This is a genomic window from Methylobacterium sp. Ger2507 (assembly GCF_055231875.1).
Genome location: NZ_JBUYVC010000001.1, coordinates 939,365 through 965,591, shown reverse-complemented (window position 1 = coordinate 965,591; position 26,227 = coordinate 939,365). Strand labels below are relative to the sequence as shown.

The 26,227-nt window shown below is 69.9% G+C and carries 24 protein-coding genes and 1 tRNA gene; 11 read left to right on the top strand and 14 right to left on the bottom strand.

The window, feature by feature from the left end:
- Positions 1–81: 81 nt before the first annotated feature.
- Together ACV7NL_RS04550 and ACV7NL_RS04545 are read right to left on the bottom strand one after the other, a co-directional pair.
- The gene (locus ACV7NL_RS04550) at positions 82–1,329 is read right to left on the bottom strand and encodes a serine hydrolase domain-containing protein (RefSeq protein WP_463355045.1); all 1,248 of its coding nucleotides are present in this window, start codon (positions 1,327–1,329) and stop codon (positions 82–84) included.
- Positions 1,330–1,385: 56 nt separating this feature from the next.
- On the bottom strand, positions 1,386–1,715 hold the full coding sequence (locus tag ACV7NL_RS04545; RefSeq protein WP_056187707.1) for a DMT family transporter: 330 nt from the start codon (positions 1,713–1,715) through the stop codon (positions 1,386–1,388).
- 327 nt (positions 1,716–2,042) lie between these two features.
- Here ACV7NL_RS04545 and ACV7NL_RS04540 point away from each other — a divergent pair, with 327 nt between their 5' ends.
- Positions 2,043–3,128, top strand: a complete 1,086-nt coding sequence (locus tag ACV7NL_RS04540) for a helix-turn-helix domain-containing protein (RefSeq protein ID WP_463355044.1) — start codon at positions 2,043–2,045, stop codon at positions 3,126–3,128.
- On the opposite strand, the gene ACV7NL_RS04535 is transcribed toward ACV7NL_RS04540, so the two are convergent.
- From ACV7NL_RS04535 to ACV7NL_RS04510, 6 genes are all read right to left on the bottom strand, one after another.
- The gene (locus tag ACV7NL_RS04535; protein WP_463355043.1) at positions 3,116–4,201 is read right to left on the bottom strand and encodes a hypothetical protein; all 1,086 of its coding nucleotides are present in this window, start codon (positions 4,199–4,201) and stop codon (positions 3,116–3,118) included. The genes ACV7NL_RS04540 and ACV7NL_RS04535 overlap by 13 nt on opposite strands.
- Positions 4,202–4,530: 329 nt before the next feature.
- Positions 4,531–5,148: an Isoquinoline 1-oxidoreductase subunit gene (locus tag ACV7NL_RS04530; protein WP_463355042.1), complete on the bottom strand. Its 618-nt coding sequence runs from the start codon at positions 5,146–5,148 to the stop codon at positions 4,531–4,533.
- An 11-nt stretch (positions 5,149–5,159) separates the two neighbouring features.
- Entirely contained in the window at positions 5,160–5,675 is a 516-nt protein-coding gene (locus ACV7NL_RS04525) for a (2Fe-2S)-binding protein (protein ID WP_056187700.1), read from the bottom strand.
- On the bottom strand, positions 5,672–8,449 hold the full coding sequence (locus tag ACV7NL_RS04520) for a xanthine dehydrogenase family protein molybdopterin-binding subunit (protein WP_463355041.1): 2,778 nt from the start codon (positions 8,447–8,449) through the stop codon (positions 5,672–5,674). Before ACV7NL_RS04520 ends, ACV7NL_RS04525 begins: the two co-directional genes overlap by 4 nt.
- 545 nt (positions 8,450–8,994) lie before the next feature.
- Positions 8,995–9,070, bottom strand: a tRNA-Ile gene (locus tag ACV7NL_RS04515).
- 368 nt (positions 9,071–9,438) lie between these two features.
- Positions 9,439–10,629: an aminotransferase class I/II-fold pyridoxal phosphate-dependent enzyme gene (locus tag ACV7NL_RS04510; protein ID WP_056485722.1), complete on the bottom strand. Its 1,191-nt coding sequence runs from the start codon at positions 10,627–10,629 to the stop codon at positions 9,439–9,441.
- 244 nt (positions 10,630–10,873) lie between these two features.
- Between ACV7NL_RS04510 and ACV7NL_RS04505 the strand changes: the two genes are divergently transcribed.
- Together ACV7NL_RS04505 and ACV7NL_RS04500 are read left to right on the top strand one after the other, a co-directional pair.
- Entirely contained in the window at positions 10,874–11,257 is a 384-nt protein-coding gene (locus ACV7NL_RS04505; protein WP_018046001.1) for a response regulator, read from the top strand.
- Positions 11,258–11,297: 40 nt separating this feature from the next.
- Complete coding sequence (locus ACV7NL_RS04500; RefSeq protein ID WP_056187692.1) at positions 11,298–11,831, top strand: protein phosphatase CheZ; 534 nt, start codon at positions 11,298–11,300, stop codon at positions 11,829–11,831.
- 13 nt (positions 11,832–11,844) lie between these two features.
- On the opposite strand, the gene ACV7NL_RS04495 is transcribed toward ACV7NL_RS04500, so the two are convergent.
- Positions 11,845–12,759 (bottom strand): TIGR01459 family HAD-type hydrolase, encoded by a 915-nt coding sequence (locus tag ACV7NL_RS04495; protein ID WP_056485719.1) that lies wholly within the window; start codon positions 12,757–12,759, stop codon positions 11,845–11,847.
- Between the two features lie 161 nt (positions 12,760–12,920).
- Entirely contained in the window at positions 12,921–14,384 is a 1,464-nt protein-coding gene (locus tag ACV7NL_RS04490; RefSeq protein ID WP_463355040.1) for an EAL domain-containing protein, read from the bottom strand.
- 299 nt (positions 14,385–14,683) lie between these two features.
- On the opposite strand from ACV7NL_RS04490, the gene ACV7NL_RS04485 reads away from it, so the two are divergent.
- The 3 genes from ACV7NL_RS04485 (at position 14,684) to ACV7NL_RS04475 (ending at position 17,593) form a co-directional block, all read left to right on the top strand.
- Complete coding sequence (locus ACV7NL_RS04485; protein WP_056485713.1) at positions 14,684–14,905, top strand: heavy-metal-associated domain-containing protein; 222 nt, start codon at positions 14,684–14,686, stop codon at positions 14,903–14,905.
- Positions 14,906–15,133: 228 nt separating this feature from the next.
- Positions 15,134–16,807 (top strand): formate--tetrahydrofolate ligase, encoded by a 1,674-nt coding sequence (locus ACV7NL_RS04480; RefSeq protein WP_056485710.1) that lies wholly within the window; start codon positions 15,134–15,136, stop codon positions 16,805–16,807.
- Between the two features lie 108 nt (positions 16,808–16,915).
- Positions 16,916–17,593 carry a polyamine aminopropyltransferase gene (locus tag ACV7NL_RS04475; protein WP_463355039.1) on the top strand — a complete coding sequence of 226 codons (678 nt, stop codon included), beginning with the start codon at positions 16,916–16,918 and terminating at the stop codon, positions 17,591–17,593.
- A gap of 6 nt (positions 17,594–17,599) precedes the next feature.
- Here the strand turns inward: ACV7NL_RS04475 and ACV7NL_RS04470 are convergent, their stop codons facing one another.
- The 3 genes from ACV7NL_RS04470 to ACV7NL_RS04460 form a co-directional block, all read right to left on the bottom strand.
- Complete coding sequence (locus tag ACV7NL_RS04470; RefSeq protein ID WP_056486176.1) at positions 17,600–17,821, bottom strand: hypothetical protein; 222 nt, start codon at positions 17,819–17,821, stop codon at positions 17,600–17,602.
- A gap of 197 nt (positions 17,822–18,018) precedes the next feature.
- The gene (locus tag ACV7NL_RS04465; RefSeq protein ID WP_463355038.1) at positions 18,019–18,333 is read right to left on the bottom strand and encodes a hypothetical protein; all 315 of its coding nucleotides are present in this window, start codon (positions 18,331–18,333) and stop codon (positions 18,019–18,021) included.
- A gap of 123 nt (positions 18,334–18,456) precedes the next feature.
- A complete protein-coding gene (locus ACV7NL_RS04460) occupies positions 18,457–19,026 on the bottom strand; it encodes a GNAT family N-acetyltransferase (RefSeq protein ID WP_463355037.1) in 570 nt (189 codons plus the stop codon).
- Between the two features lie 338 nt (positions 19,027–19,364).
- Here ACV7NL_RS04460 and zapE point away from each other — a divergent pair, with 338 nt between their 5' ends.
- The 4 genes from zapE to ACV7NL_RS04440 all read left to right on the top strand — a co-directional run bounded on the left by zapE (position 19,365) and on the right by ACV7NL_RS04440 (position 24,557).
- A complete protein-coding gene (zapE, locus tag ACV7NL_RS04455) occupies positions 19,365–20,555 on the top strand; it encodes a cell division protein ZapE (protein ID WP_056486173.1) in 1,191 nt (396 codons plus the stop codon).
- Positions 20,556–20,989: 434 nt separating this feature from the next.
- Complete coding sequence (locus ACV7NL_RS04450) at positions 20,990–21,505, top strand: (2Fe-2S)-binding protein (RefSeq protein ID WP_056485701.1); 516 nt, start codon at positions 20,990–20,992, stop codon at positions 21,503–21,505.
- Positions 21,502–23,865, top strand: coding sequence for a xanthine dehydrogenase family protein molybdopterin-binding subunit (locus ACV7NL_RS04445; RefSeq protein ID WP_463355036.1), 2,364 nt, complete (start codon positions 21,502–21,504; stop codon positions 23,863–23,865). Before ACV7NL_RS04450 ends, ACV7NL_RS04445 begins: the two co-directional genes overlap by 4 nt.
- A gap of 284 nt (positions 23,866–24,149) precedes the next feature.
- Complete coding sequence (locus ACV7NL_RS04440) at positions 24,150–24,557, top strand: hypothetical protein (RefSeq protein WP_463355035.1); 408 nt, start codon at positions 24,150–24,152, stop codon at positions 24,555–24,557.
- A 189-nt stretch (positions 24,558–24,746) separates the two neighbouring features.
- On the opposite strand, the gene ACV7NL_RS04435 is transcribed toward ACV7NL_RS04440, so the two are convergent.
- Positions 24,747–24,974: a hypothetical protein gene (locus tag ACV7NL_RS04435; protein ID WP_056187662.1), complete on the bottom strand. Its 228-nt coding sequence runs from the start codon at positions 24,972–24,974 to the stop codon at positions 24,747–24,749.
- Positions 24,975–25,416: 442 nt separating this feature from the next.
- Between ACV7NL_RS04435 and ACV7NL_RS04430 the strand changes: the two genes are divergently transcribed.
- Positions 25,417–25,605, top strand: a complete 189-nt coding sequence (locus tag ACV7NL_RS04430; protein ID WP_056485692.1) for a hypothetical protein — start codon at positions 25,417–25,419, stop codon at positions 25,603–25,605.
- Positions 25,606–26,227 lie beyond the last annotated feature (622 nt).

Here is a 26,227-nt window from a genome sequence, read left to right as displayed (position 1 = left end):
CGCTTCGGCACGGCGTCGAGGATCGCGGTCGCGCACAAGGCTGGCACGGTTCCGCGCTCCGCCGGAGTGGGGCCCTGCGTCTCATTCGGGGGACGGCCTGGCCGTCGGGCCGGGTCGGGCGAGGTCGCGCGCGAGGGCGAGCATCACCGCGAGGGTGTCGGCCTCGTCCTGCTCCGCGCCGTGGTCGCTGAGCTTGACGATCACCGTGCCGGTGTCGCGATTGATGTAGACGTACTGGCCGTAGACCCCGATGGCGGAGATGTCCTCGTCGCCGTTCGGAACGTGCCACCACTGCGCCGAGTAGGGCCAGCCGTCGACCTCCTGCCGGGCCGGCGTCTCGATCCGTTCGATCCAGCCCGGCGCCACGATGCGCGTCGCTCCCACCCGGCCGTGATCGGCCACCATCAGCCCCAGGCGGGCGAAGTCGCGGGCGACGGCATTGAGGCAGCAGAACGCCTTCTCGGTCCCGCCGGGCCGGTCGAGATTCCAGGTCGCCTCCGCCTCGGCCCCCATCGGTTTCCAGATCTGCTCCGACAGGATGTCGGCCAGGGGCCGGCCCTGGATCTCGACCAGAATCAGCCCGAGCACCTCGGTGTCGATGCTGCGGTACTGGCCCTTGCTGCCGGGCCGGGACGACAGGCGGGCGTGGTCCCGCACGAAGGCCGGGAGGTCGCGGGTGAGGTACATCCCGGCCGTGCCGACCAGCGGGTCCCAGGGATCGTAGTTCTCCGGCACCGCGAGCCCGCTCGTCATGTCGAGGAGGTCGCGGACGGTGATGCGGCCGAAGGCGGCGGTGTCGCGCAGATCCGGGCGCAGGTCTGGAAGCAGGGCGGAGACCCGGTCCGTCTCGGCGAGCTGCCCCTTCGTGATCGCCTGCCCGACCAGGAGCGAGACCACCGATTTCGCCACCGACCAGGACGGAAAGCGCGTCGCCCCGTCGAAGCCGGGCCGATACCATTCGTGGACCAGGATGCCGTTCTGCGTGACCAGGAGTGCATTGGTGTGGGTCGCGGCCAGCATCTCGGCCAGGGAGACCCGCCCGCCCTTCCACGGCACAGGGTCGAGGATTGGGCGGAGCCGGACCGGCAGGACCCGCGGGGTCGCCGCCGCCGGCACCGGCCGGCGCGCGAACCAGGGTTCGACGGCCGAGGGCTCGAGGACGGTGAGGGCCACCAGGGTGATGGGATTCGGCACGCCGAGGAGGGCCGTGGCCGCCCAGGCGACGGCGCTCAGGAGCCCGGCCGCCACGAGCCCGATCTTCAGGGCCAGGGCCGGGCGCCCCGCGCGGTGGGGGCGGGACCGCGGGCCGCGCTCGGGGTGAAAAAGCACCGGAGGACAGCCCTTCGTGCGGGAGGAGGACCCCATGTTCGGGGGTTGAAAGCGGATCAGTGGGCCGCGCTCTGGCCCGAGGCCAGGATGGTCACGCCCACGGCGATCACCGCGATGCCGGCCATCATCGACAGGGTGATGGGCTCATCGAACAGGAGGGCGCCGCCGAGGGCCGCCCCGACCATGCCGACCCCGGCCCAGATCGCGTAGACGACGCCGATCGGCAGCATGTTCATGCTGTTCGACATCAGCCAGAAGGCGGTGCCGTAGCCCACCACCATGATCACGGTCGGCACCGGCCGGGTCAGCCCGTCGGCGGCCTTGAGGGCCAGCGTCGCGGTCACTTCGGCGCTGATCGCGAAGGCGAGGAGCAGGTAGGGATTCATGCGGGAAGCGTCCGTGGAAGCGGCGGGCCGACGGAGCGCCGGGCGATGCGTGCGCCCGACAGGAACCACCGGGCGCGTTAATTTCCGGTGTGGCGCCCCGTGAATGAGGCGCGCCGTTGCGGGCTCTAGTCTTGTTTTCGCCGGGCGCACGTGTGGCGGATCTTGAGAGCGACCAGTCTTGGGCGGAGTCAACAGGCTCGGACGGGTACAGGTCGGTTTCCAACAATTGGACCTGCCGGGCCGCGTCGCGTTCGGCTATGGAACGCGACACCCGTGGAAATCGCGCCGGCTCCGGGCCGGCACCCCCACGCGATCGGAGCGTTGAGGATGTCTCGGCCGGCAGTGGTTCCCAGCGTCATCGAAACGACGACCTGCGTCGAACCCCGTCAGGCGTTCGCGTTCTGGCGCGCCACCGCGCTGGCGCCCTTCGGCGACGTGGAGCGGGTCCAGGCGCGGGCGCCCTTCCAGGCCAGGCGGCTGGCCGTGGCCGCGGCGGACTGGGCGCTGACGCACACGGCGAGTTCGCCGGTGGGCTTGCGGTTCGGCAGCGGCCATATCGACCGGAACGCCCCCGAGCAGGTCGCCATCGCCCTGGCCCTCGACGGGATCGGCTACCAGGAGCAGCACGACCGCGGCGGGCGGATCGCCGCCGGCGACATCAGCTTCCTGGTCCGGAACCGGCCCTTCATGGCCGGCTCCCAGAACGCCTACGAGGAACTCCGCATCGCCGTACCGCGCCGGATGTTCGAGGCGTGGTTCGGCGATGCCGATGCCCTCTCGGGGCGGATTCTGGCGAGCCGACCCGCGACATCCGCCTTCGCGCCGCAGTTCCGCGCCTTCGCGACCTCGGTGCGGGCGATGTCCCACGACGAGGCGGACGCGGCCCTGGACAGCCTCTTGCACCTGCTGCGGAGCCTCGTCCCGGAGGCGACCGGCCGGTCGCGGAGGGAGCTGTCGCGGGATGCGGTGATCTCCCTGGCGCGGGCGCAGATCGAGCGGCGGCTGCACGACCCGGGCCTCTGCCCGCGGGAGATCCACACGGCGCTCGGGCTGTCGCGAACCCAGCTCTACCGGGCCTTTGCCGAGACCGAGGGCATCGCGGCGGAGATCCGGACCGCGCGCCTGACCCATGCCTACCGCCACCTGGCCTCGCCGGACAACGACGGCCTGAAGATCGCCACCATCGCGTATGGCTGCGGCTTCACCGACGTGCCGACCTTCAACCGCGCCTTCCGCCGGCGCTTCGGCTTCCCGCCCGGCGATCTTCGCAGTCGTGATCCAAGCCTGCGTGATCCAAGCCTGCGTGATCCAAGCCTGCGTGATCCAAGCATCCGTGATCCAAGCATCCGTGATTTTGGCGCCCGACGCTCCGGAGACGCACCGTCGGACGGGACATCCTCTCACGGCAGGTGATACGACACGCCCGCGATCAGCGCCTTCTCCTCGGTGTTGATGGTCCGGCGCGGATCGCCGCCGAACTTGTTGTGCCAGTACTGGAAGCCGGCGAACACCTCGAAGCGGTGGGGCGTGCCGGCGACGAGCTGGCCGACATCCAGCACCAGGTTGGTCTGCGACACGAACTCGACCTGGGTCTCGTTCTCGTTGATGCGTCCGTAGCGGCCCTTGGGCAGGATCACGGTGTTGAAGCCGGCGAGCGACAGGGGCAGCCCGGTGAAGCTCAGGGGCAGCGCATAGGTCAGCTCGAATTCCGGCGTCATCCGGTATTCGACGCTGCGGAAGCGGCCCACCGCGAAGCCGTTGCGCGAGAACTCCTTGTAGGCCTGGACCTTGAGATTCACGTATCCGGCCGGCACGTCGAACGCGAAATTGAGGCCGAAGGTGCCGGCGCGCTTCTCGGAATCGAAGGTCGTGTCCTTGGTGTTGATGTCCGCCCCGAAGGACAGCCCGATATCCTTGACGAGGCCCGGGATGCTGAAGGCGTCGGTGTCGAAGATCTGGTTCCCGCTGAGGACGCCCCGGTAGATCAGGTAGAACTCGGTCGCGCCGACGCCGGGGAAGTTGCCGAACTTGTCGCCCGCCGGGTCCTGGGACCCCGAGCGCAGGATGTCGAGGGAGAGCAGGTTGGTGCCGTAGGTCCAGGTATTGGCGTGGAACAGGTTGACCACGTTCTTGGGCACCGCGCGGGGCTCGCGCCGGCCGTCCGGACCCTGGACGCTGATCCCGGGCTCGGCGGACGGCCCCTGGAACCGGTAGCTGATGATGGTGTCGGAGAAGCTGAAGAGCGAGGGCGCGGGCGGTGCCGCGACCGGCCCCACGGGCGGCGCAGGCGCTGCGGGCCCGTCCGCGGCCGACGCGGTTCCGATGAGGCCGAACCCCGCGAGGCCAAGACCTGCGAGGCCAAGACCTGCGAGGCCAAGACCTGCGAGGCCAAGACCCGCGAGGCCAAGGCCGGCACGGCCGAGCCTGATACGGACATGCCCGCGGCAGGCCAGAAGCAGGCCCCGGCGGGCCGCACACGTAAGCATCGACGTCTCTCCCGTGAATGTCCAAGTCCCGATAAGCCGCCCCATCGGTCGGGCTCGCCGGTTCGGCGCCTGTGCGCCGCCGCGCCGCAGCGCGGGCCGACAGCGGTCGAGCCGGGCTCGTCGCGGTCGTGGTTGATCTCGCCGCTCCGCCCTCGCATCCAGCCGGCCGATCGTCGCCGGGCGCACCATGAACCCGGCCCGGGCGCCGGGCACGGGTCGCATGCGTTGCGAAGCCTGCCGCCGCGCGATCGCTTCGACAGACCGCCGGGGCAGGGTATTCGGTGAACGAGGGCGTTCGATGCCGGGCCGCGAGCCCGCGCGATCCGGCCCTATTTCAGCGGACAGGCGGCGCCGCTGACGATCCAGGCCGCCACCAGGGCACCGGCCTCGGCCTGCGTCCCGGGCGCCGGCGTCCGGCCGTATCCGGGCGCCCAGGCCCATCCGACCAGGGTGTCCTGGCCGATGTGGTGCAGGAGGTCCTCCACCTTGCGCTGGCCGTTGCGCGCCGGATCCTTGATCTGCTCGCAGATCTCGGCGACGCTTCTGCCCTCCCAGGCCATCGAGCGCGGGGCGAGGTGCCAGTCGGAATGCCCCGGCATCCGTCCGGGCTCGAAATTGGCGGCGCCGTGGCAGCTCCCGCAACGCATCGACGCGGTGCCGAAGCCGTCGGGCCCGCGGAACACCGGCGGCTGGTGGGGCCGGCTGTGGTCGCCCTGCCGGGGCCGGTCACCGGCCGGATGGCAGTTGGTGCAGCGGGGACTGGTCAGGACCTTGCCGAGTTCGGTGAAGATCGCCGCCGAGCGCGTGTGGGTGTCGGCGATCGCGTCGAAGCTCTGCGGCGGGGCGAGCCGGCCGGCCGGAACCGGCTCGGCCGCATCGACCCGCACCAGGCACACGGCGAGGACGGCCGCCGCGGCGAGGCCGCGGGTCCGGAGGGAAAAGGTCATCGGCCGGGCTTTCAGAGGAGGTAGCGCTGGGGTTCGGCCAGGATCACGGAGCGGACCGCCTCGTGATATTTGACGTAACCGGTGCAGCGACAGAGATGGCCGTCGAGGGCTTCGGCGATGGTGGATTCCACGTCCGCCCGGGCCACCGGCGTCCGGGCCAGACGCTCGAGCAGCACCTGGCCCTCGTTGAGGAAGCCCGGCGTGCAGTATCCGCACTGGAACGCGAAGTGGTGGATGAAGGCCTTCTGCAGCACGCTGAGCTCGTCGCCCTTGGCGTGCCCCTCGACCGTGCGGATCGTCTTGCCGTTGAAGCTCACGGCCGGGACGATGCAGGTCGGGCTGGTGGAACTCGTCCCGTCCGGTTCATCGACGATGATGGCGCAGCTCAGGCACTGCGCCGCGCCGCAGCCGAACTTGGTGCCCGTCATCCCGAGATATTCGCGCAGGAAGTCGTTCATGGTGAGGTCGTCGCGGACCTCCGTCGGACCATGGACCCGACCGTTGATGGTGATGACCAGTGCCGTCACGCCAGGGCTCCCTTGAGCATGGTGGGGGTGACCGGAAGCGAGTAGAAGCGGTGGCCGGTCGCGTCGAAGATGGCATTGAGGATGGCGGGCACGACGGGGATCATGACCACTTCGGCGATGCCCTTGGGCGGCTCGTCGGCGGAGACCGGCGGCAGCAATTCGATCTCGAGATCGTGCAGCGGCAGGTCCGATCCACGGGCCACCACGTACTGGCCGAGATTCCACTGGCCGTTGCCGGGGCCGCCCTCGTAGAGCGGCAGGGTCTCCAGCAGGGTGTAGCCGACGCCCATCGCGAAGCCGCCCTGGGCCTGGCCCCGCACCACTTCTGGGACCAGGGCGCGGCCGCATTCCACCACCGAATAGGCCTTGGCGATCCGGATCGCCCCGCTGGTCCGATCGATCTCGACGCGCACGACGGTGCCGCACTGGGCTCCGAAGGTGGTGCCGATCCGGTTGTTGCTGGTGGGCGGGAACGCGACGGCGACGCGGGCGACCCGTTCGAACGGGCCGGCGCCGTGGCGGACCGCGAGGGCGTCCGCCTCGGCGCGATAGCGCTTGTCCTGGATCGGGAAGGTGGCGCTGGCGAAGGCCCACCGCGAGAAGCAGTGGGTCATCGCCCCGGTCACCAGCCGGGCCGCATGGGCCTTGGCCGCGAGATCCGGCAGGGACAGCGGCGGCAGGTCGGCGAAGACCAGACGGCCCTCCTGCCACCGCGCCTCGGCCCATTGCTCGGCCCGGTGGTCGGTGGCCGGAATTTTCCACAGCGCGAGGGCCGCCGGCCACAGGCCGAACCGGAAGATGACGCGGGCCGCCTCGGCCGCCGCGTGGGTGCCCACATGGGCGCCGTTCGAGGCCGCGGTGGCCGAGCTGATGGCCGGAACCCAGCGGCTGTTCTTCTCGACGGCGTCCTGCGTCGCCTGATCCATCGTGTACGAATTGCCGGAGGTGACCAGCGCCAGGGCGCCGAAGGCGTCGAGCTGGCCGAGGGCGACCTCGTCGGCGAGGCCGCCGATGTGGATCGCGACCCGGCTCGCCAGCGCGGTGCCCATGCCGTTACCCATCTCGGGCTGATCGCAGGCGATCGAGATGCGGCCCTGGGGGTCGATCTCGATGCGGCCCATGGAGCAGTCGGCGCCGGTGCCGTAATCCTTGGTGACGCAGGCGACGCCGGTGCCGACGACGACGCCGTCGCGCTTCGGCCGGGCCTTCTCCGCCGCCCGCGCCGTCCAGATCGGATGCGCCTCGAGCTTGTCGAGAAGTTCCAGCGTCCGCACCGAGACGGTGTAGCGATTGCCCATCATGGTGCGGCCGTCGGGGGCCAGGGCGTTGCGGCGGCGGAACTCGATCGGATCGAGCGGCAGCGCCGCGGCGGCCTCGTCGATCAGGGTTTCGAGCGCCGTCATGGTCTGCACGGTGCCGTAGCCGCGCATCGAGCCGGCCGTCACGCCGCGGCTGTGCAGGGCCACCGTGGTGACGTCGACCTTCGGGATGTCGTAGATGCCGATGGCCGCCGCCGCCGCCACCGTGGCGACGTTGGTCGAGAAGTTCTGGAGGCCGCCGCCGTCGAGGACGTGGTCGGCCGCGAAGGCCGTGATCTTGCCGGTCTTGCGGCTGATCCCCATCCGCGTGTGCATCTTGAAGGCGTGGCGCTTGATACCGCCCTGGAACTGCTGGAAGCGATCATGCGCCAGGCGCACCGGGCGGCCGGGGAAGAAGATCGCCGCCAGGGTGACGTAGAGGATGAAGGGGGTGTGGTCGCGCCCGCCGAAACCGCCGCCCATATAGGCGAAATCAGCCTCGATGTGCTTGGGCTTGAACGCGGCCTTGGCCTTGCTCAGCAGGGTGGCGATGGCCTCGGCGCCCTCGTAGGGCGACTGGATGCCGAGCACCAGTTCGAGCTTGCGGCTCCGGCCGTCGTACCAGCCGAGGCCGCTCTCGGTTTCGAGGAACATCGGGTCGACCGACTGGGTCTCGAAGCGCCGGTCGAGCACCAGCAGGTCCGGGTCGCCCCCCGTCAGCTCGGCGCGGATGGCCTCGCCGTAACGGGCCGCCTTGCCGTAGGGCTTCGAGGTCTCCCGGGCGTAGGGTTCCCAGACCGGCAGGGGCGAATGCTGCATGCGGCCCGGACTGACCCATCCGGCCAGGATCGGCGAGTAGACGTCGGGCGATTGCGGGGTCGGGCCGGCGACGCGGGTGAAGCGGAAGGCGCCGTAATTCTCGCCCTCGACCGGACCGGTCTCGTCGCCGAACTGGACCAGGGTGCCGTCGCGGAAGGCGAGGCGGGCCCGGTCGAAGGCGTCGAAGCTGTCGAAGATCAGCATCGCGAGGGGCTGGCCGAGATAGAGCGGCGTCTTGCCCACCGGACAGAACAGGTCGCCGGCATAGAAGTCCGGAACCGTGAGATTTGCCTTGGCCACGTCATCCGCCGTCACCACCACATGGGGCTTGAGCGGCCCGTCGAGGCGGGCGAGATCGAGGCCGAGATAGACGCGGGACGCGTCCGGCGCCCGCACCAGCAGGGCGTGGGAGGTGGTCTGCGGCCAGCCCGGCATGTCGGCGGCGCGGAAATCCGAAGCATAGAGCTTCGCTCCCGTCACCTTCGGGCTGCCGTCGATGCGACCGAGGCCGCCGGAGGCGGGATTCCAGTGGTTCCGGCCCGGCAAGGTCTCGCGGGCGGCGAAGCTGGGCTCCTGGGCGGCGGCGAGGCGGGACAGGCTGAGCGAAATACCGCTCGCGGTGACCCAAGTCATAAATTCACGGCGCGACGCGCGCATGGTCCAATTCTCCAGGTTCCGTTCGGCGTTCCATGTCGATCCGGTCGCCGCAGCCCGATCTGGAGCCGACATCTTGCAGAGCCGATCAACACCCCGCCCGCGAGACGTCCTATACGGACTCTATGAACATATATCTTAATGAAATCGATAGATGCCGAAACGCAAAACTGCGGTCAAACCAAAGCGTTGCTGATCTGCCACTGATAGACGAGTTGTTGTTCGGTATAAGTTTTCAAATATATTAGAGATATTGATGGTAGATATTCGTAAATTAACACATGTAATTTAACGTTATTGTAGTGCCGGCAAGGGTCCGAATAAGGACATTGCCGCCGAGGCATACTACTCGGTATCGACTTCGCTCCGGCGGACATCCTCTTCCGTGGCGCCTGGGCGCTCATGCCCGGGACAGCCCCATCCGGCACGACGCGCCGGGCGATGGGGTCCAAGGGTGTCCTACAAGGGGGAATCGAGGCAGCCTCAGGCCGCGTGTTCGACCAGACCTGTTCTCGCATCGGCCCAGGATGGACCGGAAAGGCCGTCGGTGGTGGGCCCGGCAGGACTCGAACCTGCAACCAGACCGTTATGAGCGGTCGGCTCTAACCATTGAGCTACAGGCCCAAGCCGTTGGGACAGCTTGCGTTTCGGTGTCCGAGACGATCTCCAGGACCGCACCCGCGCCGGACACGCCGGGTTTGCCTAGCGCGATCCGTCAGCGGCGGCAAGGCTTCCGGCGCCCGGAGCGTGCCACGGTGGAAGACGCGGCAAGGCGGGCTCATCGAGGGAAAGGTTTGGACGGCAAGGGCCGGCGCCGTAATTCCCGAGACCGGCACGGCGGGGCAGGCATAGAGCGTCAGCCGGCTCTCGATGGTGCCCCCTGGCAGGCTGCCGGGCATCGGCGTCGAGCACGAGGCCAGCGCGACAGGCCGATGGCGTTTCCGGCGCGGCGGGCCTTGCCGAAGCCCCGCTGCAGGGTTCGGCCGGACGCCTCAGGCCGGCGGCCGGTCGGGCGCGAGGCCGAGTTGGGCATCCGCGAGAGCCTCGGCGAGAGCATCCGCGAGGGCGTCGACCTGCGCCGTGTCGTGCGCGGCCGAGAAGGCCACGCGCAGCCGGGCGGTGCCGGCCGGCACCGTCGGCGGCCGGATCGCGACGACGAGGAAGCCGCGCGCCTCCAGGGCGGCCGAGAGGGCGAGCGCCGCTTCCGCCGTCCCGACATGGACGGGCACGATCGGGCTCGTCGCCTCGGGCAGTCCGAGCCGCGCCGTGAAGCGGCGCGCCAGGACCAGGGGTCGGGCGGCGCGCTCGGGCTCCGCCTCGATGATGTCCAGCGCGCACAGGGCGGCCGCGGCCGAGGCGGGCGGCAGGCCGGTGGTGTAGACGAAGCTGCGGGCCCGGCTCGTCATGAGGTCGATGACCTCGCGCGAGGCGCAGAGATAGCCGCCATAGGAGCCCAGCGCCTTGGACAGGGTGCCCATTTCCAGGGGCGCACGGGCGCCCGCCTCCACCACGCCGAGGCCGTGGGCATCGTCCACCAGCGTCCAGGCATCGTGGGCCGCGGCGACCTCCAGGAGAGCGTCCAGGGGAGCCCGGTCGCCGTCCATGCTGAACACCCGCTCGGTGAGGATCAGCGCGCGCCCGTGGCGGCCCCTCCGCGCGACCAGGATGTCCCGCAGGTGGCCGACGTCGTTGTGGCGGAAGCGCAGCATCGTGGCACCCGAGACCTGCGCCCCCGCGAACAGGCAGGAATGGCCGAGCGCATCGATCAGGACCAGGTCCCGGGCGCCCGCCAGGGCCGGCACGATGCCGAGATTGGCCATGTACCCGCTGCCGAAGACCAGGGCGGCGGCCTTGCCCTTGTGGGCGGCGAGCCGGGCTTCCAGCGCGCCCAGCAGGGGGTGGTTGCCGGTGACGAGGCGCGAGGCCCCGGCCCCGGCTCCGTAGCGCGCCAGGGCCGCCTGGCCGGCGGCGATCACCCGGGGGTCGTCGGAGAGCCCGAGATAATCGTTGCAGGAAAACGACACCAGGGTCCGGCCGCTCCGTCGGGCGGTGACGCCGGGGCCGCGCGCGGTGTCGATCAGCCGGCGGCGCAGGGCGCGGGCCTCGAGATCGGCCAGGGTCTCGCGGGCGAACGCGTCGAGGCTGGACGGCGGGGAACCGGTATCGGACGGAGGGGCGGACATGCCGCCCGCATGGGGGCGAGCGGGACGGCCTTGTCAAGGACAGCCCGGTCTATCGCAGCGCCGCAGAGCAGCTCGGGGCCACGACGAAGCCGGACGACAAGATACGACGCGCGGGCAGTTAACCGCTTCGCAATGCGATGCTGCGTAGTTTGCTCGCCAAGGAGCGCCCTAAGCTTGGCGTTCCGGCACATTCCCGGAGTTCCGTGCCCCGCGCCGGCCCTCCCCTGACGGAGCACACCGACTCATGGCCCTCGATCTCGGCATGCCGATCCTCGTCGTCGACGATTATCAGACGATGGTCCGTATCATCCGCAACCTGCTCAAGCAGCTCGGCTTCGAAGAGGTCGACGACGCCTCCGACGGCACCGCCGCCCTGGCCCGCCTGAAGAACCGCAAATACGGCCTCGTCATCTCCGATTGGAACATGGAGCCGATGACGGGCTACGAGCTGCTGCGCCACGTCCGTGCCGACGAAGCCCTGCGCACCACGCCGTTCATCATGGTCACCGCCGAGTCGAAGACCGAGAACGTCATTGCCGCCAAGAAGGCCGGCGTGAACAACTACATCGTCAAGCCGTTCAACGCCGCCACGCTGAAGAGCAAGATCGAAGCGGTCTGCGGCGCCTGATCGATCGCCGACGCACACCGTAAGGGGGGAGCAAGGGACCATGCCACTCGCCAAGCAGGCGCGCAAAGCGAATTCCTCGCCGGACAAGCCATCACTGATCCGCGAACTGGTCGAAATCGCGGATTACATCGCGCACCTGCGCAACGAGATCGCCGCGCTCCGGGCCAACGAACTCACCCGCGACCGCTTGCCGATGGCCCATGAGGAACTCGGCAGCGTGGTGGCCGCCACGGCGGGCGCCACCAATTCCATCATGAACACGGCCGAGGAGATCCTCGGCCTGCCCGACGACAAGAACTACCGCGCCACCGTCGAGGCGCGCATGAACGACATTTTCGAGGCCTGCACCTTCCAGGACATCACCGGCCAGCGCATCGCCAAGGTGGTGGAGGCTCTGCATCAGCTCGAGAGCCGGCTCTCGCGCTTCGCCAGCGCCGTCAAGGCCAAGGACAAGGGCGGCATCGATCCGGAGGAGGTGGAGCGCCGGGTCCGCCGCGAACTCCTCATCCTCAACGGACCGCAGATCAACGGCCCGGCCGTCGCCCAGGACGAGATCGACGCCCTGTTCGCCTGATACCAGACCAGGATCACCAGACCAGGCGCTCGATCACCGCATCCGGCCGGACAGCCTGACGATCGAGCCAGTCGGCGATGTCGCCGAGGCTCGCGTGCGCGGCCGAGACCCCAAGCTCCTCCGCATGGATGCCGCGCGCCACCAGCAGGCTGGGAATGCCGTAGGCCGCCGCCCCCGCGATGTCGGTGCGCAGCGCGTCGCCGACCGCGAGCACCCGGGCGCGTTCCGGCGGCACGCGCCCGTCGAGGCCGCCCGCCAGCGTCAGGGCCGCCTCGTAGACGGGACGATGGGGCTTGCCCGCGTAGGTGACGGCGCCGCCGAGGCCTTCATAGGCTTCCGCGATCAGGCCCGCGCAGGGGACGAGCTCACCCCGGCGCTCGACCACGAGATCGGGATTGGCGCAGATCATCGGCACCGCCCGCGCCCGCATGGCCTCCAGCGTCGCGCGGTAATCCTCGGCGGTCTCGCAGGTGTCGTCGAACAGGCCGGTGCAGACCACGCGGTCGGCCGCCGCCACATCGACCAGCTTCACGTCGAGCCCGTCGAAGATCGTGGCGTCGCGCTCCGGCCCGAGATGGTGCAGGCGCTCGCCCGGATGGGCCGCGATCAGGCTGCGGGTGAGGTCGCCGGAGGTCAGGATGGCGTCGTAGGCGGCGCGGGGCACGCCGAACCCGTCGAGGATCGCCTGCACGCCGGCCCAGGGGCGCGGCGCGTTCGAGACCAGCACCACCCGGCGTGGCCGCCCCGCCTCCGGCAAGGCGCGAAAGCGCATCAGCGCGTCGCTCGCCCCCGGATGGGCGTTGGTGCCGTCATGCAGCACGCCCCAGACATCGCAGAGAATCAGGTCGTAGCGCTCCGCGATCCCCGCAAGACCGTCCAGGGTCGGAACGGGCCGGGAGGCAGCGGAACGTGCGGGCGTCTCGGTCATGCGGGCGGACCTGTCCTGGCGGCGGGCGTGGAGGGAGCGCCGTCCGGTTAGGCGGGACATCCCCGGAAATCAACGCCGCCCGCGGTTCGCCGGTCTCGATCTCCGATCCCCGGCCTTCCCGGCGCCGATCGCTCCCGAAGGGCCCGGCGTCCAGGCGCGCCTCAGCCGGCCCGGCGCAGGAAATCGCGAAACGGGCGGCGCTGCGGCGGCGGCTCCGGGTCCTCGTTGGGCGGCGGCGCAGGCTCCGGCGCTTCGGGCGGGGCGTTGAGCACCTCGGCGCGCACCACACGGGCGGGGGCGAAGACGATCCCCTGCGCCAGCGGCACATCGAGTTCGATCAGATCGGGCACGTCGGTCTCGCGCTCCACCTGCTCGGCGACGAGGCGGATGCCCGCCCGTGCCAGCGACGCCACGAGATCCTCGAGGGCGATGTCGGGCATCGCCTGGCGGGTGCCCGGCCGCAGCAGCAGGTCGACCGGCACCTTCACCTGGGAGACGCCCCGGTCGGCCAGGGCCAAGGGGTCGAGGCGCAGGTCGAGGGGCCGGTCCAGGATGAAGCCGATGCGGCCGCGCAGGTCCGCCAGCGCCCCGGCCTGCTCCGCGTCGAGGCTGCGCCAGCTCAGCTGCGGCAGAGCCAGCATCACCCGCCCGGACAGGTCCGGCTCGCCCTCGACGAGGCGGCCCAGGGAGCGCAGGAAACCCGGCTCGAACAGCGAGCGCGGCGACAGCCCGTAGGCCACCGCCGCCAGGCTGCCGCGCCCGGCGAGATGACGCGCGATGGTGGCGACGCGCTGGAGCATGCGGCGGTCGAGATCGGTGGTGCGGCCATGGCGCTCCAGAACCGGCACGAAGGCCTCGGCTCCCAGGGATTCTCCCGCGAGGCGCAGGCGCGCCACGGCCTCGTAGGACACCACCTTGCGCTGCGGCAGCGACACGATGGGCTGGAGATGAACCTCGAGCCCGTCGCCGTCGTAGGCCGCGACCAGGGCCGCGTCCCCGGTCGGTTCGACCCGGCCCAGGGCGCGCGGGGTCCAGGGGGTTGCCGGGACGGCGGCGGGCCGGCGGGCCGGCTCCGCCTCGGCGACGCGGGTCGCCGGGCGCAAGTCGGGTTCGAAATCGGGGGCGATGCCTCGCGACGGGGGTGGCGAAGCCGGGGGAACCGGTGGGGCCGCCTTGAGCCCGGCGATCTCGCCATCCTGGGCCGCCACCACCGCCGCCAGTTCCCGCACGATCCCGCTGAGCAGGCCGATCTCGGCCGTGACCTCTTCGAGCCCTGCGTTCAGATCCTGGCTGTCGAGGAAATGCGGGCTATCGAGACCGGGAGGCGCAGCGCTCGCGGGAAGCCCGGCCTCGACGGCGCGGACCTGCTGCTCGGCCAGGGCCCGGGTGACCGTCTCCAGGCGCACCAGGCGCTGCGACAGCACGTTGACCTCGCCGGACAGCTTCTCGCAGCGCGCCGTCAGCGTGCTGGCGCGCCGATGCGCGGTGAGCGCCGCCACGAGGCCGAGCCCGGCGAGCCCGAGGCTCGCCCCGAGCGGGCTGAACACCGCCAGCGGCCCGAGGAGGCTGAGCCCGAGCAGGGAGAAGGCCCACAGGCTCGTACGCCGGCCAACGATCCGGGCCATCGGGGTCTTCGATCCTCGAAACATGAAACCAGGGCGCGTGCCGGCCCGCGCCCGCACGCAGCCATTTGTTGCCGAGACGCCGCCGGCCCACAAGGGACCGCCGCCCGCCGGGAACGAATTTCCGGTGGAATGTGGCTTGGCGCGTTGTGTGCGCGCCGTTCAGGCGGGCGTTCCCCGGCAAGACCGCGTTCCGGCCCCGGGTTGGCGCACCAGGTCCGGCACCGCAGTCCAGCAACTTGCATCGGCCCGCCGCCGCATCACAATGCGGCCAACGGCACGAGAAGCCCGGAGCGCACCTCATGGACGCGACGCCATCGGACCTCCTGATACAGGTGGAGGGCATGACCTGCGACGGCTGCGTGGCGGCGGTGTGCCGGGCGATCCGGCACCTCGACCCGGAGGCCAAGGTCGCGGTCGACCTCGATCACGGCTGCATCGCGGTCACGACCACGGCTCAGGCCTCAAGCATCGCGGAGGCGCTGTCGGAGGCCGGATACACGGCCAGTGCCATCACGGGATGACACGCACCTGATCCCAAACAAAATTTTGCCTGCGAATTCAAAATTTCCGACGCGCTTTTGCTTGTCCCTTCGCGCAAATTGATGCGATCGATCCTGTGTGGCCGTTCGGCCGATCCGTACGGCCCAACGTCGACGGATTCGGTCTCTCGGCAGACGACACACGCCAGCGGATGGATCCGGCCCCGCGCCGGGGCCAACCGCGCAAGAACAATCCGGGAGAAACGCAGTATGCCCTCAGATATCGAGATCGCGCGCGCCGCCACGCTACAGCCGATCACCGAGGTTGCCGCCAAGATCGGGATTCCGGACGAGGCGCTTCACCATTACGGTCGGCACATCGCCAAGATCGACCACGCCTTCATCACGTCGCTCGAAGCCAAGCCCGAGGGCAAGCTCGTGCTCGTGACGGCGATCAGCCCGACGCCGGCCGGCGAGGGCAAGACCACCACCACGGTCGGCCTCGGCGATGCGCTCAACCGCATCGGCCAGAAGACCGTGATGTGCCTGCGCGAACCCTCCCTCGGACCCTGCTTCGGCATGAAGGGGGGTGCGGCCGGCGGCGGCAAGGCCCAGGTCGTGCCGATGGAGCAGATCAACCTGCACTTCACCGGCGACTTCCACGCCATCACCTCGGCGCACAGCCTGGCGGCCGCGCTCATCGACAACCACGTCTACTGGGCCAACGAGCTCAACATCGACGTGCGCCGCATTCACTGGCGCCGCGTGGTCGACATGAACGACCGGGCGCTGCGCGCCATCACCCAGTCGCTCGGCGGCGTCGCCAACGGCTTCCCGCGCGAGGACGGCTTCGACATCACCGTGGCCTCCGAGGTCATGGCGGTGTTCTGCCTCGCCAAGGATCTGGACGACCTCGAGGCGCGCCTCGGCCGCATCGTCATCGCCGAGACCCGCGACCGCAAGCCGGTGACACTCAAGGACGTCAAGGCCACGGGCGCCATGACGGTGCTGCTCAAGGACGCCCTGCAGCCGAACCTGGTGCAGACCCTCGAGGGCAACCCGGCCCTCATCCACGGCGGCCCCTTCGCCAACATCGCCCATGGCTGCAACTCGGTGATCGCCACCCGCGCCGGCCTGAAGCTCGGCGACTACGTGGTCACCGAGGCGGGCTTCGGCGCCGATCTCGGCGCGGAGAAGTTCATCGACATCAAGTGCCGCCAGGCCGGCCTGAAGCCTTCGGCCGTGGTCATCGTCGCCACCGTGCGCGCCCTCAAGATGCATGGCGGCGTCTCGAAGAAGGAACTCGGCTCCGAGAACCTCGGCGCCCTGGAGAAGGGCTTCGCCAACCTGGCCCGCCACGTCAGCAACGTGCGCAGCTTCGGCCTGCCCGTGGTCGTCGGCGTCAACCACTTCTACGCCGATACCGATGCCGAGCATGCCAAGCTCAAGGAGCTGTGCCGGGACCAGCTCCAGGTCGAGGCCATCACCTGCAAGCATTGGGCGGAGGGCGGCGCCGGCGCCGAGGAGCTCGCCCATGCGGTGGTCAAGCTGGCCGAGGGCGAGCAGAAGCCGCTGACCTTCGCCTACGAGACCGAGACCAAGCTCACCGACAAGATCCTCGCCATCGCCACCAAGCTCTACGGAGCCGGCGACATCCAGGTGGAATCGAAGGCCGCCACCAAGCTCGCGCAGTTCGAGAAGGACGGCTACGGCCACCTGCCGGTCTGCATGGCCAAGACGCAGTACTCGTTCTCCACCGACCCGAACCTGATGGGCGCCCCCTCCGGCCACCTCATCGCGGTGCGAGACGTGCGCCTCTCGGCGGGTGCGGGCTTCGTCGTGGTGATCTGCGGTGAGATCATGACCATGCCGGGCCTGCCCAAGGTCCCGGCCTCGGAAGGCATCCACCTCGATGCCAACGGGCAGATCGAAGGCCTGTTCTAGCACGGGAAGCCCCTCCCCCGTCGGCGGGGGAGGATGGCCCCGGCGTGATCCGGCGCACGGCCCGTGCTAGCGGGATGGCATGACCGTCTTCATCGCCGGGCCCCGCCCATGATTCCCTGGGTCGTCCTCGACACCGCCCCCGTGCCCGGCGGGTCGGAGCCTCTGCGCCTGCGGCAGCGAGGCACCGAGTTCTCGATCCAGCTCGGCCCCAACGAGCTGATGAACAGCCGGCTCAGCGGTTCGGAGGAGGCGCTGGCGACCTTGACCGCCGAACGCCTGGGCAGCCGGGCGAATCCGTGCTGGCTGATCGGCGGCTACGGCATGGGCTTTACGCTGCGGGCCGCCCTCGACACCCTCGACGCGAAGGCCCGGATCGTGATGGCCGAACTGGTGCCCGCCGTGCTGGATTGGGGGCGCGGCCCGCTGGCGCCCATCTCCTCCGAAGCCTTGGCGGACGCGCGGGTCGAAGCGCGGGTGGCGGATGTCTCGGAGGTGATCCGGGCCGGGCGCGGCGCCTACGACGCCATCCTGCTCGACGTCGACAACGGCCCCGACGGCCTGACCCGCAGCGCCAACGACCGGCTCTACGACGCCGCGGGTCTCGCGGCGGCGCGGGCGGCCCTACGCCCCGGCGGCGTGCTGGCGGTGTGGTCGGCCCATCCCGACCCGGCTTTCACCCAGCGCCTCGCGCGCGGCGGCTTCCGGGTGGAGGCGGTCGGCGTCCGAGCCGGGCGGTCGCGGGGCGCGCGCCACACCATCTGGCTGGCCGAGCGCCCGGCGCGGTGACGGCAGTCAGGCCGAGGCGCCCTGGCGTTCGCGCCGGCGGCTGAGACGGGTCGCGCCGTAGACTTCCGCGAGCTGGCGCCGGGCGGCCTTGACCGGCGCTGCGTTCCGCTCGGCGCAGGCCGCCGCGATGATCCGCAAAGCATCGGCCACCGAACGTTCGAGCAACGCCTCGGCCGGGCGGCTCGTTGCGCCGACGGGCAGCCCCGATGCGTTCGTGAGAAGACTCATCTCGAGCTGGTTCATGACTCGGTCCCTGGGGACTCGACCTCTCGTTGGGCGCTCGGCCTCTCGGGGGCGATGTCTTCGTGCCGAGCATCGGCAGGGCGCAGGGCGACAACAAGGCAGCTTGGCCTTAAGCCTTCGCTGGGGTGGAGACACAGGCCTGACCCGCGATCCCCATCTCGAGGGATCCTCGAGCCGGTGGATCAGTCGCGGCTCTGACCCTCGTTGAACTTGTCGCGGCAGATGTAGCCGACGAAGCATTTCGGATCGTCGCGCGTCATCTCCCAGGAGGGGCGCGTCGTTTCCGGCAGAGGACAGAACCCGACATCGCGCACGAAGCGCGAATAGGTGATCGGCCCCGTGGTCAGCACGATGGCGCCGGCCCGCGTGACCAGCGCCGAGGCCTCGGCGCAGGTCATGGCGGTGACGTCGGGGCGCGTCTGCGCCGAGGCTGCCCCCGGCAGGAGCGCGGCGCAGACGAGGAGCGCGAAAAGGCTTTGGCGAGAGGCATCGGTCATCGAGATCCATCCGTCATCGTGGGTGACCTCCCGGCCGTCGGTCGAACCAGCCCGGCGACTTCGTTGTCCTTTGATACCCTCGTCTCTCGATACTCCGCGGCCCGCGTCCGGGAAAGCCCGCGCTCACGCCGCCGTGAGAGCCAGGGTGAAATCGACCGCCTCGGTCACGCCCTCCTGCCACAGGGAGACCGGAGTCGGACGTGGCAGATGCAGGGCGCCGTCCGCCTCGCCGCCGGTGATGCGCAGGTCCGCCCCGACCTTGTTGGCCAGGCCCTGCATCGGCCGGTTCCAGGCTAGGCAGCGCACGTGCAGGTCGCGGACGCCGCGATTGCGGGCAGCGGCGGCGATGCGGCGGAACAGGGCCTGGCCGAGGCCGTTGCGGCGGAACGGCGTCTCCACCGCGAAGGCGGCCTCCGCCTCCGCGCCGAGGACGAAGCCGGGCGGCGGGGCGGAGGCAGGGCGCAACTCGCCGAGCCCCCGCAGGGTGCCGTCGACGAAGCCACCGAACATCAGGCCCTCGGCACTCATGGCGGTGCGGGCATAGCAGAGGGCGGCCGTGTCGCTCAGGGCCCCCATGAAGCGGTTGGCGCGGGTCTCAGGGTCGAGCCGCAGGAAATAAGCTTCCACCGCCGGGCCATCGTTGGGCCACAGGCGACGGATGATCGGTTGGAAGGTCGGACGCGTCTCAGGCATCGGGTGCCGGTCTCCGGGTTCGGGGCGCGCAGGGCGCGCCGGGTCCGGGCGTAGCCTCCCTCAAGGCTCCGTCGATGTGGCATCGCGGCCACGTTTGTGCAATGCAGCAAAACGCCCCGCTGCCGTGCGTCCGGCGCCGTCCCCCGGGTGGGGCATACCCTGGTCGAGGCATAACCCTGTCGGGGCTTGATCCGGCGGAAGGGCCGCGTCAGACCGGCAGACCGCCGGGCGTGCGATTCCACCGGCCGCCCGTCTCCCGATTCCGATCTCTCCGCGAACAGGTCGACTGCACCGTGAACGCCCCCTCCTCATCCGGTCCGAGGCCGTCGAACCAGGCCATCGCCGGCGCCGTGTCCCCCGGTCCGGTCTCCGACCGCTACGAGGCGCTGGTGCATGCGGGGGCCATCGAGCGCGATCCCGCGCAGGTCCACCTCGTGCGCGCCCTCGACCGGCTGGTTCTGGAGCTTGGTCGGCGCAAGCGCGCCCGCAAGGGCAGCGCGCTCGGCTGGCTGTTCGGACGCCGGGACGACGCCGCGACGCCGCCGAAGGGGCTCTACATCTGGGGCTCGGTCGGGCGCGGCAAGACCATGCTGATGGACCTGTTCCATGAAGCCGCCCCGGAGCCGAAGCGCCGGGTGCATTTCCATGGCTTCCTCGCCGACGCGCATGAGCGCATCCATGCCCATCGCCAGGCCCTCAAGGCCGGCACGGCGAAGGGCGACGACCCGATTCCCGTGGTGGCCGATGCCCTGGCCGACGAGGCGACCCTGCTCTGCTTCGACGAGTTCACCGTCACCGACATCGCCGACGCGATGATCCTGGGCCGCCTGTTCGGCGCCCTCTTCAAGCGCGGCGTCACCGTGGTGGCGACTTCCAACGTCGAGCCCGACCGGCTCTACGAGGGTGGGCTCAACCGCGCCCTGTTCCTGCCCTTCATTGCCGAGCTCCAGGAGCGGGTCGAGGTGCTGCGCCTCGATTCCCGCACGGATTTCCGCCTGGAAAAGCTCGGCGGCGCCTCGGTCTATCACGTGCCGGCAGATGCCGAGGCGGGGGCGGCCCTGGCAGCCGCCTTCAAGGGCCTCACCGGCAAGGCGAAGGGCCGCCCCGCCACCTTGCGGGTGAAGGGCCACGACGTCGCCGTGCCCGAGGAGACCGGCGGCGTCGCCCGCTTCGGCTTCGCGGATCTCTGCGCCCTGCCCCTCGGCGCCTCCGACTACATGGCGGTGGCCCGCGCCTTCCACACGGTCATCCTCTCCGACATCCCCGTGATGGGGCCGGACAACCGCAACGAGGCCAAGCGCTTCATCACCCTGGTGGACACCCTCTACGACGCGCATGTGAAGCTCATCGCCTCGGCGGCGGCCGAGCCGCACAACCTTTACACCGCCACCGAGGGGCGCGAGGCCTTCGAGTTCGACCGCACCGTGTCGCGCCTGATCGAGATGCGCTCGTCAGACTATCTGGCCCTGCCGCATGGGGCGGGCGATTCCGAGGCGTCGGGATCGAGTTCCGGGCTGGTCGAGACCTGACATCGGGACAGGAGCCGGATTTCTCCGAGGCACGTCGGTTTTTCGCGATCGGGGCGCAGGCCGGACGAGACAACATCCTGGACAGGCCCTCGGATCACGCCCCTGTCTTCACACCGTGCGCAACGGCACATGCGGTGCGGATCACCGAATCCGAGACGGATGACGACGCCTCCGTCCGGTTGCGCTGCAACAGCCCCAGCGTTTAATTGTATTCATTCCGAGGTGCGGGGCGTGGGCGCTTCGCGCGCTGCGACGGCTCTCGTGATCGAGCAGCCGGATCCGCCGCCGCATCTCAGGACTCTTCTGCGGGACGGCGACCGATGTCGCCTCACCCGACGCCCGACATGTGACCCTGACGGCTTCCCGCCGGTTGACGGATTGGCGTGACGCCGATCCCCACCGGCCCGTGGCCTGATCCATGACAGGATACACCGATGATCAAACTGACCGTGAACGGAGCTGAACGCAGCTTCGACGGCGATCCCGACATGCCGCTGCTGTGGTATCTGCGCGATGAGGTCGGGCTCACCGGAACCAAGTTCGGCTGCGGGCAGGCCCTGTGCGGCGCCTGCACCATCCACGTGGGCGGCACCGCCGTGCGCGGCTGCGTCACCCCCGTCTCGGCCGCCGAGGGGCAGGCCGTCGTCACCATCGAGGGCCTGTCCCCCGACGGCAACCATCCGGTCCAGGTCGCCTGGCGCGACCTCAACGTGTCGCAATGCGGCTACTGCCAGTGCGGGCAGATGATGCAGGCCGCCTCGCTCCTGACCGACACCCCGAAGCCCACCGATGCGCAGATCGACGAGGCGATGAGCGGGAACCTGTGCCGCTGCGGCACCTATCCGCGCATCCGCGCCGCGATTCACCAGGCTGCCGGTCAACCGTCCGGTGCCGGCCAACCGTCCGGTGCCGGCCAGAAGCCCGCCGCGAACAAGGGAGAGCGCCTGTGATCCACGAAGCTCAGACCATGGCGGACCGCGCCACCGCGCCGACCGACCTCGCCCCCGCCGAGACTGTGTCCGGTCCCAGCGCCCTCGCCAATGTCAGCCGTCGCGCCATGCTCGGTGGCATGGGCGCCCTGGTGCTCGCCCTGTCCTGGCGTGAGCCGGCCCAGGCCGAGGACAAGAAGGACGAGCCCAAGAAATATGGCGCCGATGCCATGCCGCATGGCTGGCAGGACGACCCGAAGGTCTTCATCGCCATCGCGCCCGACGGCACCGTGACGGTGACCTGCCATCGCTCGGAGATGGGCCAGGGTGTCCGCACCTCCATCGCCCTGGTGGTGGCCGACGAGCTGGAAGCCGACTGGGCGAAGGTGAAGGTCGCGCAGGCCTGGGGTGACGAGACCCGCTTCGGCAACCAGGACACCGATGGCTCGCGCTCGCTGCGCCACTTCTTCCCGCACCTGCGCCATGCCGGCGCCGCCGCCCGCGCCATGCTGGTCCAGGCCGCCGCCAAGCAGTGGGGCGTGCCCGCAGGCGAGGTGAAGGCCGAGAACTCGGTCGTCACCCACGCCAAGTCGAAGCGCACCGTGAGCTACGGCGAGATCGCCGCCGCCGCCGCCGATCTCCCGGTGCCGGCCCGCGAAAGCGTCGTGCTCAAGAAGCAGGACGCTTTCCGCTACATCGGCAAGGGCAATATCGGCCTGATCGACAACCACGACTTCACCGTCGGCACGGCGATGTACGGCATCGACACCCGCCTCGACGGAATGCTCTACGGCCTCATCGCCCGCCCGCCCGTCTACGGCGGCAAAGTGGTGAGCTTCGACGACAGCGAGGCCAAGAAGGTCGCGGGCGTCGTCAAGATCTTCAAGATCGACACCCCCGAGATCCCGTCCGAGTTCCAGCCGATCGGCGGCGTGGCGGTGATTGCGAAAAACACCTGGGCGGCGATGAAGGCCCGCGAGGCCCTCAAGATCACCTGGGACGACGGCCCGAACGCCTCCTACGATTCCGTCGCCTTCCGGGGCGAGCTGGAAAAGGCGGCGCGGGCGCCCGGCAAGGTCGTGCGCGACCAGGGCGACGTCGCCGGCGCCATGGCCAAGGCCAAGACGAAGCTCGAGGCCGAGTACTTCGTGCCCCACCTCGTCCAGGCTCCGATGGAGCCGCCGGCCGCCACCGTGCGGATCAAGGACGGGTTCTGCGAAGCCTGGGCCAACACCCAGGCGCCCCAGGCGACCCATGACCGCCTCGCCAAGAAGCTGAACCTCCCCGCCGACAAGGTGAAGGTCCACGTGACGCTGCTCGGCGGCGGCTTCGGCCGCAAGTCGAAGCCCGATTACGTGCTGGAAGCGGCCCTGTGCAGCCAGGCCGTGGACGGCGCGCCGGTCAAGCTGATCTGGACCCGCGAGGACGACCTCCACCACGGCTACTATCACACCATCTCGGTGGAGCGGCTGGAGGCCGGGCTCGACGACAAGGGCATGCCGATCGCCTGGCTGCACCGCTCGGCGGCGCCCACCATCGGGTCGATCTTCGCCCCCGATCCGAAGCACGAGCTGCCGTTCGAGCTCGGCATGGGCCTGACCAACACGCCGTTCGCCGTGCCCAACATCCGCCTCGAGAACCCGGCGGCGGACGCCCACGTGCGCATCGGCTGGTTCCGCTCGGTCTCGAACATCCCGCACGCCTTCGCGATCCAGTCCTTCGTGTCCGAACTCGCCCACGCGGCGGGACGGGACCCGAAGGAGTACCTGCTGGCGCTGATCGGTCCCGACCGCGTCATCGACCCGACGAGCATCAGCGACGTCTGGAACTACGGCGAGGACCCGGCCCGCTACCCGATCGAGACGGCGCGCCTGCGCAAGGTCATCGAGGCCGCCGCCAAGGGCATCGGCTGGGGCCGCAAGATGGAGAAGGGCACCGGCCTCGGCATCGCCGGCCATTACAGCTTCGTCACCCACACGGCGGTGGCGGCGGAGGTGGCGGTCGGCCCGAAGGGCGAGGTGCAGGTCAAGCGCGTCGACATCGCCGTCGATTGCGGGCCGCAGGTCAATCCGGAGCGGATCCGTTCGCAGATGGAGGGCGCGGTCGTCATGGGCATGGGCCTCGCGCTCTCGGCCGAGATCACCTTCAAGGATGGACGCGCGCAGCAGAACAACTTCGACGGCTACGAGATCACCCGCATCGATGCGGCGCCGAAGGAGATCCACGTGCACCTGCTGCCGAACCCGGACTACAGCCGCCCCCTCGGCGGCGTCGGCGAGCCCGGTGTGCCGCCCGTGGCCCCGGCGATCGCCAACGCGATCTTCGCCGCCACCGGCCGGCGCATCCGGCAATTGCCGATTCGCGACCAGCTGAGCGCCTGATCGCGCCGGGAAACACCACCACGCATCGCCGCCACGCATCGCCGTGACGGCGCAGCCCCCGGCCCGGTCCCCCGGGCCGGGGGCTTTTTCATGCGCATAGGTTTTTATGCGCCGGGGTTTTCCTGTGTGTGCCCCGAACCGCAGACCCAATGGCCCCGTCCGACGCCCCGTCGCGCGGTTTTCCCATGGTTTGAGGGAGCCCGGGTCCGTTTCGGACGGTTGAACCCGACAGGGTGCGGCCCTCTCCGGGCCGGCCTTCCTCACCGAATCAAGGACAGCAATCGATGACGCGTTTCGTGAGGCTTGCCGCCGGGTTTCTCGCCAGCGGGGCTCTGGCCGCCGGGTTTGTCGCCACGGGTGCGGCGCCCGCCCTCGCCACGCCGTGCGGCGACCGGATCGCCAAGCTCGAAGGACCCGTGAAGGATCTGGCGAAGGAGGCGATCTCGGCCAATACCAGCGGCAAGGCCGCGGCCAGCGCCCGGGCCGGACAGGGCGTCACCGGAAGCGGTGGCAGCGCCTCGGCGGAGGCTGCACCGCCCGAGAAATCGGCTGAGGCCGGTCAGGGCGGCGACAAGGCGATGCAGGCGAAGGTGGCCCTCGACGAGGCGCGGACGGCCGACCAGAAGGGCGATGCCCAGGCCTGCGCCGCGGCGGTCGATCGGGCCCAGAAGCAGGTGGACACCGCGCCCTGAGGCCGGACGGTCTCTGAGGGATCTAGGATCTCAGGAGTTTCTGGCGTCTCAGGTCTTGGATCGGCCCGACGGACCTCCGCTCGGGCTGATCCGGTGGGCGCTGGCCCCACCATCCGGGGCCGGCGCGTGTGGCGTGCGGGTCGGCGTCCGAAGCGCCCTTGGCCAAGCGGGCGTCTTGGCAAGCAGGCGTCAGGCGCTGGCGAGGGACGCGAGAGCGTGGTCGTTGCCGTTCAGGCCGGCGCAGAGATCGTCGATCTCAGCGAGATCGAGGGCCTCGCCGGAACCGCTGGCGATTGCATCGATCAAGTGATCCTGGTGAGGGCTGAAGGGATGACCCTGCAATCGATAGAATTGGTAATAGCGGAGCGCAGCTAATACAGCATCACGTTCTCGTTCAGTAATGGTAATATTCTGCATGCCAAATATAATTCCCGGTGTTGGTTGCGGGAGTTCGAGAAACAACCACTCTGCGGCGCCGTGAGCTTGGATGTTGTAAGCGAATCCCGGCAGATTCGTCCACAACCTGAAACCCTCCGTTAGCCGTTTCCGCATTGCGACGAACCGCCTGCGAGCGGCCAAGTCGTTGTGCGCGCGCCGTTTCCCCGTGAGGCCAAGCGCGGAGCTTTTTTTTAACGCCCACGCTTTAGCTTAGGGAGTTGACAACCCTCGGCGGCGTGGTCCCGCGCAGGGCGCGGCTCGATCTGCGCGGCCTGGCCTGTACGGCCCGATCTCTGCGGCCCGACCTCTGCATGAGCGTATCCTTAACCGATCCCTGGCATGGTCACGCGTCGGCCGTCCGCCGCGGAGGCCTTCCTTGGCTTCGACAGGATGCGAGCCGCAGATGTCCGGGGTGCGATCCATGCCCAAGACCCGAAGCGAGTGCTCTCCCGCCCCGGAGGCTGCGCGGGCCGCCGCCCCGTCGCTCAGCCCCGGCATCCGGCGCCATCTCGGCCAGAGCCTGCGGACCTTCTACGCCGGCATGCTGGCGGACCCGCCGGGCACCCGCCTGGAAGCACTGATCGCTCGCCTCGGGAAGGCAAAGGGCTGAGGGCTGCCCCCCAGAGAACCTCGACCGAACCAGCCCTGCCCCGAACCAGCTCTGCCCCGAAACCCCGGCCGGATCGGGTGTGACGGGTTTACCGCGTTTCCGGATGTTTCCCCTGCGGGTGCGGGAATTCACGGACAGTTCAGGCAGGAACGGCTAGGGACCCTGCATCAGATGAGCGCCTGCACTCCGCCGCGCTCGTACGCAAAGCAGATCCATGATCACGCTCGCTCTCGTCGTCGTCGGCAACATTCTGCTGGCGTCCCTGTTCTCGCTCATCGCCGTCGCGGCCGACTGAACGCGCGACCGGCTCGCGCCGGGGCCCCGCACCCGGCCCGCTTCGCGCCCGTTCGTCACCCGCCCACAAGCCGACCCCTCCCCCACGCCGCACAATCCGAACACCGTCGACCGGGGGCCTTCCTCGGCCGTAGGCTGTTTCGCGCCGCCTCCGTTTGACCGAGGCTGTCACGGATTCGCGCCCGGGCGCCGTCTGGAGCATGGCTCCGGCACCGGGCTTTCCCACGAGCAGGCTCTGCCCTCGCGTCCTCGGACGGTTCCGGCCCGACCGGGGCTTTCCGGCGATCCGCTCTGCGCGACGTTGATCGAAAAAAACGTCCTTTCTATA